General features: G+C 68.0%; 7 protein-coding genes. 4 read left to right on the forward strand and 3 right to left on the reverse strand.

Translation table 11 applies throughout. From position 1 onward, the window contains the following. Window positions 1-44: 44 nt before the first annotated feature. Both VFG33_RS04735 and VFG33_RS04740 read right to left on the reverse strand, forming a co-directional pair. A complete protein-coding gene (locus VFG33_RS04735) occupies window positions 45-761 on the reverse strand; it encodes a gamma-glutamyl-gamma-aminobutyrate hydrolase family protein (RefSeq protein WP_325022763.1) in 717 nt (238 codons plus the stop codon). After that, window positions 742-2,106, reverse strand: coding sequence for a glutamine synthetase family protein (locus VFG33_RS04740; protein WP_325022765.1), 1,365 nt, complete (start codon window positions 2,104-2,106; stop codon window positions 742-744). The genes VFG33_RS04735 and VFG33_RS04740 overlap by 20 nt, the downstream gene beginning before the upstream one ends. Window positions 2,107-2,262: 156 nt before the next feature. Between VFG33_RS04740 and eat the strand changes: the two genes are divergently transcribed. From eat to VFG33_RS04760, 4 genes are all read left to right on the forward strand, one after another. Beyond that, window positions 2,263-3,702 carry an ethanolamine permease gene (eat, locus tag VFG33_RS04745; protein ID WP_325022767.1) on the forward strand — a complete coding sequence of 480 codons (1,440 nt, stop codon included), beginning with the start codon at window positions 2,263-2,265 and terminating at the stop codon, window positions 3,700-3,702. 37 nt (window positions 3,703-3,739) lie between these two features. Next, window positions 3,740-4,603 carry an LLM class flavin-dependent oxidoreductase gene (locus tag VFG33_RS04750; protein ID WP_325022769.1) on the forward strand — a complete coding sequence of 288 codons (864 nt, stop codon included), beginning with the start codon at window positions 3,740-3,742 and terminating at the stop codon, window positions 4,601-4,603. 133 nt (window positions 4,604-4,736) lie between these two features. Then, window positions 4,737-5,678 (forward strand): zinc metalloprotease, encoded by a 942-nt coding sequence (locus VFG33_RS04755; RefSeq protein ID WP_325022771.1) that lies wholly within the window; start codon window positions 4,737-4,739, stop codon window positions 5,676-5,678. A 33-nt stretch (window positions 5,679-5,711) separates the two neighbouring features. Next, window positions 5,712-6,845 (forward strand): D-alanyl-D-alanine carboxypeptidase family protein, encoded by a 1,134-nt coding sequence (locus tag VFG33_RS04760; RefSeq protein WP_325022773.1) that lies wholly within the window; start codon window positions 5,712-5,714, stop codon window positions 6,843-6,845. On the opposite strand, the gene VFG33_RS04765 is transcribed toward VFG33_RS04760, so the two are convergent. Further along, window positions 6,842-7,339 (reverse strand): YhjD/YihY/BrkB family envelope integrity protein (locus tag VFG33_RS04765; protein WP_325022775.1); only part of this gene is annotated, 498 nt, incomplete at its 5' end. The genes VFG33_RS04760 and VFG33_RS04765 overlap by 4 nt on opposite strands.

The following is a 7,339-nucleotide window of genomic DNA, read 5'->3' on the forward strand; positions in this document are numbered from 1 at the left end:
CGTCCGAACCACCTTCTCGGTGGCCGGGTTGATCACATCGTGAGTCACGGGGTGGTTCTCCTTCCGGCCTCCACCAGTGCGGTGAACAGCCTGAGATCGTCTGGGTTCTCCTCGGGATGCCACTGCACCCCGAGCGCGAAGTCGTGGCCGGTCACCTCGGCCGCTTCGACCGTTCCGTCACCGGCCCGGGCCGTGACCTGCAGCGTCGGTGCGACGACATCGATCGCCTGGTGGTGGTAGCAGGGCACGGTGGTGCGATCGCCGAAGAGCCTGCCGGTCAGCGTCTCCGGCTCGACCTTCACCTCGGTCTGCCCGAAGACCGCCGGGGACGGCCGGTGCTCGTCGTGCGCGACCGCGTCCGGCAGATGTTGCTGAAGGGTGCCGCCCAGAGTGACGTTCAGCATCTGCAACCCTCGGCAGATGGCGAGCAGCGGAACGTCGGCGGACAGCGCCGCACGGATCAGGATCGCCTCGTGTTCGTCCCGGCCCGGCCGGGTGTCCACAGTCTCCGGATGCGGCTCAGCGTCGTACGAGCTGGGGTCGACGTCACAACCGCCGGCGATGATCAGGCCGTCGAGCAGTTCCAGCACGGTCGGGTCGGTGCCGACCGGCGGGAGCAGCAGCGGTACTCCGCCCGCGGCGACCACGGCGTCGAGGTAGACCCGGGGCAGCAGCGAGGCGTCCCGCTCCCAGACTCCCCAGATCGTCGGCTCCAGGTAGGTGGTGATGCCGATGCGCGGTTTAGAGACGTTCGAAACCACGGACTCGCTCCCAATCGGTGACAGCGGCGTCGTAGGCGTCCAGCTCCACCCTTGCCGCGTTGACGTAGTGATCGACCATCTCGTCGCCGAAGGCCTCGCGGGCGATCTTCGAGCCGCCGAACAACGCCGACGCCTCGCGCAACGTGGTCGGCACGTGCGGCTTGTCGGAGTTGTAGGCGTTGCCCTCGAGCATCGGCTCCATCTCGAGTTCGTTCTCGATGCCGTGCAGGCCGGAGGCGATCAGCGCGGCGACGGCGAGGTACGGGTTCACGTCGCCGCCCGGCAGCCGGTTCTCCACCCGGAGCGACTCGCCGTGCCCGACAACCCGCAGCGAGCAGGTGCGGTTGTCGAGCCCCCAAGCGACGGCCGTCGGCGCGAAGCTGCCCGGCACGAACCGCTTGTAGGAGTTGATGTTCGGCGCCAGCAGATAGGTGAACTCGGGCAAGCAGGCGAGCTGCCCCGCGACGAACCGCTCCATCAACTCGGAGAATCCGTGCTCGCGATCCCCGGCCAAGACAGCGCTTCCGTCCGTACTACGGAAGCTCAGGTGGATGTGGCACGAGTTGCCCTCGCGCTCGTTGTACTTCGCCATGAAGGTCAGGCTCTTGCCATGCAGCGAGGCGATCTCCTTGGCACCGTTCTTGTAGATCGAGTGGTTGTCGCAGGTGGCCAGCGCCTCGTCGTACCGGAAGGCGATCTCCTGCTGGCCGAGGTTGCACTCGCCCTTGGCGGACTCGACGTACAGGCCGGCGCCTTCCATCGAGTTACGGATGTCCCGCAGCAGCGGCTCGATCCGGGCGGTGCCGAGCATCGAGTAGTCGACGTTGTACTGGTTCGCGGGCTCGAGGTCCTTGTAGGTCTTGTTCCAGGCCGACTCGAAGGTGTCGTTGAAGACGATGAACTCGAGCTCGGTCCCGACGAACGCCTTCAGCCCGCGCTCGGCCAGCCGGTCCAGCTGGGCCTTGAGGATCTGCCGGGGGCTGGCGGGCATCGGCGTCTTGTCCAGCCACTGCACGTCGCAGATCACGAGCGCTGTGCCCGGCAGCCAGGGCAGCAACCGGAGCGTGTCGAGGTCCGGCGCCATCAGCAGGTCGCCGTAGCCGCGCTCCCAGGAGGACATCTCGTAGCCGTCGACGGTGTTCATGTCGACGTCGACCGCGAGCAGGTAGTTGCAGCCCTCGGTGCCGTGCGCGAGTACTTCCTCGAGGAAGTACCTGGCCCCGCAGCGCTTGCCCTGCAGGCGCCCCTGCATATCGGTGATCGCGACCAGGACCGTGTCGATGGTGCCGGAGGCGACCAGGTCGCGGAGTGCCTGGACGGTCAGTTTGCCGGTGTTTGAGGCCACGGTCGCTCCCGGAAGGTCTATTGGTCTGCGGTCAGTCCATTGACGCAAGGGTAGGCGGTGATGTCAATCAGTCCATTCCCTTGACAGCGGGTCGCCGCGCGAGGAACCTCGTGGCCATTCCTAGTGGTATGGCGGTAGACCATTGGAGGCCCCGCGATGAGCCGGAAGAACGAGCGCGTCGACTACCAGCAGGTCGGCAAGGAGTACCTCGAGCAACGACAGCTGCGGCGGGGCGCGGCCGGCTGGGTGCTGCTGGCCGGGCTCGGGGTCGCCTACGTCATCTCCGGCGACTACGCCGGCTGGAACTTCGGGCTGGCCGAGGGCGGCTGGGGCGGGCTGCTGATCGCCACCGTGCTGATGGCCACGATGTACACCTGCATGGTCTTCGGGCTGGCCGAGCTGGCATCCGCGATCCCGGTCGCCGGCGCGGGGTACGGGTTCGCCCGGCGCGCACTCGGCCCACTCGGCGGGTTCGCGACCGGCACGGCGATCCTGATCGAGTACGCGATCGCCCCAGCCGCCATCGCCACCTTCATCGGCGGCTATGTCGAAGCGCTGGGGTTGTTCGGCCTGACCTCCAGCTGGCCGGTGTACCTGGCCTGCTACGTGATCTTCATCGGCATCCACCTGTACGGCGTGGGCGAGGCACTGAAGTTGACCATGGCCATCACGGCGATCGCCGTGGTCGGGCTGGTGGTGTTCGTGATCGCGATGGTGCCGCAGTTCGACGCCGACAAGTTGTTCGACATCGTGCCGAACTCGGCGGCCGGCGCGAGCGACTTCATCCCCTTCGGGTACGCCGGGGTGCTGGCCGCGCTCGTCTACGGGATCTGGTTCTTCCTGGCCGTGGAGGGCGTGCCGCTGGCTGCCGAGGAGGCGCGGGATCCGGTCAAGGACATGCCGCGCGGCATCATCACGGCGATGGCGATCCTGCTGGTCTTCGCCGGCCTGATGCTGGTCTTCACCGCGGGCGGTGCCGGTTCCTCGGTCGTCGCCGACTCGGACAACCCGTTGCCCTTGGCCATCCGTACTGCGCTCGGCGGTGACCCGTGGGTCGCGGACTTCGTCAACTACGTGGGTCTTGCCGGCCTCGTGGCCAGCTTCTTCTCCATCGTGTACGCGTACTCGCGGCAACTGTTCGCGTTGTCCCGGGCGGGTTATCTCCCGAGGTTCCTGTCGGTGACGGGGAAGCGCAAGACGCCGTACCTGGCGCTGACCGTGCCCGGCCTGATCGGCTTCCTGCTCGCGGCGATCACCCAGGACGGCGCGCTACTGATCAACATCGCGGTGTTCGGCGCAACCGTGTCGTATGTGCTGATGATGCTGGCGCACATCGTGCTGCGCACCCGCGAACCAGGCCTCGAGCGGCCGTACCGGACTCCGGGCGGCGTCGTCACCACCAGCGTCGCTCTGGTACTGGCCGTGACGGCCGTGATCGCGACCTTCTTCGTGGACGAGAAGGCCGCCGCGATCACCGCGGGCATCTTCGTGGTCGCCATCGCCTACTTCTGGTTCTACAGCCGCCACCACCTGGTCGCCTCGGCTCCCGAAGAGGAGTTCGCCGCGATCCAGCAGGCGGAGTCCGAGTTGTCGTGATCGAGCCCTGACCCAGACTGGCTGCCATGATCGGCCAATGACCCAGACTGCAGCATCGAGCGAGCCCGGCCAGACCTCGTCGGCCGGGCTCGGCCTCCGGTCGGCGTTGTGGTTCCCGCTCTTTGACGAACTGGCGGACCCGGCCGTCGCAGTACAGCTGGCTGTGGAGGCGGAGGAGGCCGGCTGGGACGGGGTCTTCCTCTGGGACCACGTCAACTGGCGTGATCCGGTCCAGCGGGTTGCGGATCCGTGGATCGTGCTCGCGGCCATGGCAGCGCGAACCGAGCGGCTGCGGCTGGGTCCGATGGTCACGCCTCTCGCGCGGCGTAGGCCGGTCAAGGTGGCGCGGGAGACGGCGACGCTGGATCAGTTGAGCGGAGGGCGGCTGACGTTGGGAGTCGGGCTCGGCAGCGACCGGTTCGGCCGCGAGTTCTCCGGCACAGGTGACGAGACCGATGACCGCCTCCGCGCCGCAATGCTCGACGAATGCCTCGACGTGCTCACCGCGGCCTGGAGCGGCGAAGAGGTACACCACCAAGGGCAGCACTACACGGTCGACGGCATCCGCTTCCTCCCCCGCCCGGTCCAGCAACCCGGAGTACCGGTCTGGGTCGCAGGATTCCCCGGCAACCTCAAACCACTACGCCGCGCCGTCCGCTACGACGGCTTCTTCCCGGTCAACCTCGACCACCCCGACCAGGTCGCAGAGATCTCCGAAACCCTCGCAAAGCTCCGCCAGGACGCCACCTCGCCGTTCGATCTCGCGGTCGGGCTCTCGCCCGACGCCGATCCCGCTCCGTACGTCGCCGCAGGCGCCACCTGGCGACTTGTCGAGTTCGGCCCGGACGACCTCCGGCTCGATGACGTCCGCGCCGTACTCCGCGCCGGCCCTTCCTGGTGAGGCCGGCCGGGCAGGCGCAGTACTGCCTTGGCACGATCCGGACAGTGAACGGCTTTGCACTTGGCGCGATGACGCTCAAAATCGGCTGATCCGGTCGCCCGCCCCGCGGCCAATGATCTCGAGGAGCGCATCCATGCGATCTCTCATCACCCGCCCCCGCGTCTTCGCCGTCCTGCTGGCTGGTTCGGCGCTCGCTTTCAGTCCGCTCGGCGGCCAGGCCACGGCCCAGGTACCGGTCGAGCAGCTGAGCACTCCCTGTCTCACCCCGGCCGAAGGACCGTCCGCTCGTGGCGGCCTCGGTGCCGACACTCGCGAGATGAGTGCTGCCGAGCAGAAGGCGATCGACGCACAGACCGCTCAACTGCTCGCCGCCAAGCGTGCTCGTGGTCTTGCGCCGGCGGCCGGCAAGCTCGCCGCGGCGACGGTTCCGGTCTACATCCACGTGATGCGGAGCAGCAGCGGTGCCGGCGACGTGACCGCCAGCCAGATCACCCAGCAGATCGCTGAGCTGAACCAGGACTTCGCCGGCGGCGAATCCTCGGCCGCTGCGAACACCGGGTTCACGTTTACGCTGGCCGGGACGTACCGGTACAACAACAGCACCTGGCACACCGACGGCCAGAGCACCACGTACCGTGCGCAGACCCGCAAGGGTGGCAAGAACGCGCTGAACATCTGGCTCGTCAACTTCAGCTACCTCGGCATCGCCACCTTCCCGTGGGACTACGCGAGCAACCCGTCGATCGACGGGATCCGGGTGCAATACAGCTCGCTGCCCGGTGGTTCGGCGACCAACTTCAACCTCGGCAAGACCGCTACGCACGAGGCCGGCCACTGGTTCGGGCTCTACCACACGTTCCAGGGCGGCTGTACTTCCACGAACGACTCCGTCTCGGACACCCCGGCTCAGACCAGCGCCAGCAGTGGCTGCCCGACCGGGCGCAACTCCTGCTCGCTGCCCGGCGTGGACCCGATCCACAACTACATGGATTACTCGTACGACTCCTGCTACAACCAGTTCACTCCGGGCCAGAGCACTCGCATCAGCAACGCCTGGACTGCCTACCGCGCGTGACTCGTGGACCAGAGGCCGTCTAGAGTGCCGCCGATGCGTGTCCTCCTGACGGCCGTCGCCACCACCGCACTGGTGGTGGCAGGTCCTCTTGCAGCGACCGCCGCCGGCCAGAGCCCCCAGGGCTCGGTCGGCGGCGACCAGCTGACGACGGAGCCGACGGTCGTCGCTGACGGAGCGACACCGCCGGCGGTGCAGGCGTCGGCGTACGTGGTCGCGGACGTCGATACAGGCTCGGTACTGGCCGCCAAGGCTCCGCATGCCAAGCTCCGCCCGGCGAGCACGCTCAAGACGCTCACCGCGCTGGTCCTCCTCCCCCGGCTGAACAAGTCGGACCAGGTGATCGGCACAGACGAGGATGCCGGCATCGAGGGCAGCAAGGTCGGTGTCTATCCGGGCCTGCGGTACTCGGTCGACCTGCTGTTCCAGGGGATGTTCCTGGCGTCCGGCAATGACGCTGTCCACGCGCTTGCCGCGCACGATGAAGGCGGCGTGCCGGCCACCATCCAGCGGATGAACAAGCTGGCAGCGGAGATCGGGGCGCGCGACACACACGTCACCGATCCGACCGGACTGGACGCGGACGGGCAGTACTCCAGCTCGTACGACCTGGCGTTGTTCGCGCAGGCGGGTCTCCGGCGGCCGGACTTCGCGAAGTACGCGAGCACGAAGTACACGAACTTTCCACTGGCGAAGGCTGGTACGTACCAGGTCGCCAACCAGAACAAGCTGCTGTTCAACTACGACGGCGCGCTCGGGGTGAAGACGGGCTACACGACGCTGGCGCGCAACACGTTCGTCGGTGCGGCCCGGCGCGACGGGCACACGCTGGTGGTGACGCTGATGAACTCGCCACACGGGATCACCGAGGACGCCTCGACACTGCTCGACTGGACCTTCGCGAAGTACGACTTGCTCAGCCCGGTCGGCACCCTGGTCAAGCCCACGATCACCGAGACCGCCGGCGACGGGCCCAACGTCTCCAAGAAGTCCTCAGCCGGTTCGCAACTCCCGAAGCGCACCCGGGCCGTGCTGGCACCGGGCCAGGCAGTCCAGGGTCTCGCCCTCCGCATCCCCGTCTGGGCCTACGCGGCCCCACCCTTCCTCCTACTCCCCCTCTTCCTCCGCCGCCCCCGCACCCTCCGCACAAGACGCTCCCGCCGCCACTAACGGCGCAAGGAGCGGGCGGCGCGGGCTAGTTGGACGGTGAGGGCGGTGGCGGTGGCGCCTAGGAGGGCGCCGGCGGCTACGGCGACCGTGTCCGCCTTGCGGGCGGGGATCGGGATCACCTTGTACTTCTTGCCGGGAGGTCCTGGGAGCAGCCCGTCCGCGTCGGGCTCAGCTGGACCACTCGGGCGCGCGGAGCGGGCGGCGTACGCGGGCTGGTCGGTCTCGAAGGGCATCGCGGCGCGAGCGGCTTCCTCGGCCTCGCCGGTACGCCAGCGATAGTCGAGCGTCGCTTCCTTCGCCCACGCCGCGATCAGCATGATCGCCCGGGTCAGCAGGTAGATCCACACCAGCAGCGCCAGCGGCAACGCGAGCGCTCCATAGGCCGCGTTGTTGCCGATCACGCCGTCGACGTAAACGTTGCCGAGCCGCTGCGCCAGGTAGAAGAGGATGCCGCCGGCAAGAGCCGCGATCAGTGCCACCTTGCGGGGCAACAC

Origin of the sequence: Kribbella sp. (assembly GCF_035687465.1) — a bacterium.
Lineage (GTDB): Bacteria > Actinomycetota > Actinomycetes > Propionibacteriales > Kribbellaceae > Kribbella.